The organism is Azospirillum sp. B506 (assembly GCF_000333595.1).
In the GTDB taxonomy this organism is placed as follows: domain Bacteria; phylum Pseudomonadota; class Alphaproteobacteria; order Azospirillales; family Azospirillaceae; genus Azospirillum.
In genome coordinates this window covers 1-1,280 of sequence record NZ_BADK01000437.1, presented here as the reverse complement: position 1 = coordinate 1,280, position 1,280 = coordinate 1, and the positions used below count along the sequence as shown (strand labels likewise).

Annotated in this window: 1 protein-coding gene and 1 pseudogene; one reads left to right on the top strand and one right to left on the bottom strand. The window is 65.8% G+C overall.

Translation table 11 applies throughout. The features are described from left to right. Positions 1 to 270, bottom strand: a pseudogene (locus I71_RS13350) (hypothetical protein); the annotation flags it as partial. Between the two features lie 243 nt (positions 271 to 513). On the opposite strand from I71_RS13350, the gene gatB reads away from it, so the two are divergent. Further along, positions 514 to 1,280, top strand: a 767-nt coding sequence (gene gatB / locus I71_RS13345) for an Asp-tRNA(Asn)/Glu-tRNA(Gln) amidotransferase subunit GatB (protein WP_042695346.1), incomplete at its 3' end; no start/stop codon positions are given.

Sequence of the window (1,280 nt, the reverse complement as noted above, 5' to 3'; positions counted from 1 at the left end):
GCCCCTGGCGTGATGATGCCGTCCAGCGCAGGACGTGAAGTCGCCCTGGTCGTTGCGCGACATGGCCGCGTCGGAAAACTCGGAGGAGGCCTGGGCCGCCGGCGCCGGGTTGACTGTGATCGGAGTGATGGCGCCAGGGGAGGCGCCGGCGGGACTGAGTGACAGGCCGTCCGGCTGGGTGGCGGCATGGCCGAGGGCCGCACCCGCGATCATCAGCGCGCCCAGGGCGGCACCGAACCCGACCTTCCGCAGCAGCTTTGGCACCGACATCAAACCCTCCCGCGCTCGATCCGTTCAGCGTGGCGATCAAAGCTTGCCCGAGGGTTAACGGCCTGTCTGTGGCGGGGCGCACAATGGGGGTATGGCGCGGCTCGATCGGCGGCGGCGCGATAAAGCGTGCGCGCGGGCGCAAAGGGCGCTAGAAGAAACAGGATTCCAAGGGTATGGCCGGGGCGTCCTTTCCAAGGGCGGCGCCCGTCCCGTCCCGTGCCGTGAACGTCGAAGAGCGGAACGATGTCGTACATCCAGGGTGAAACGGGCGATTGGGAAGTCGTGATCGGGCTTGAGGTCCATGCCCAGGTGATTTCGAACGCGAAGCTGTTTTCCGGCTCCGCCACCGAATTCGGGGCCGCGCCGAACAGCCAGGTCAGCTTCGTCGACGCTGCGTTCCCCGGCATGCTGCCCGTCATCAACGAATATTGCGTCGAACAGGCGGTGCGCACCGGTCTGGGTCTGAAGGCGCAGATCAACCTGCACTCGGTCTTCGACCGCAAGAACTACTTCTACGCCGATCTGCCGCAGGGCTATCAGATCAGCCAGTTCCTGCAGCCGATCGTCGGCAAGGGCGAGATCGTGCTGGATCTGCCGGACGGCACCAGCCGCACCGTCGGCGTCACCCGCCTGCATCTGGAGCAGGATGCCGGCAAGTCGCTGCATGACCAGCACCCGTCCAAGACCTACATCGACCTGAACCGGTCGGGCGTGGCGCTGATGGAGATCGTGTCGGAACCCGACATGCGCAGCTCGGAGGAGGCCGGCGCCTATGTGCGCAAGCTGCGCTCCATCCTGCGCTATCTCGGCACCTGCGACGGCAACATGGAGGAAGGCTCCATGCGCTGCGACGTCAACGTGTCGGTGCGCAAGCCGGGCGATCCCTTCGGCACCCGCTGCGAGATCAAGAACGTCAACTCGATCCGTTTCGTCATGCAGGCGATCGAGTATGAGGCCCGCCGCCAGATCGAGATCATCGAGGACGGCGGCAAGATCGACCAGGGACCCGG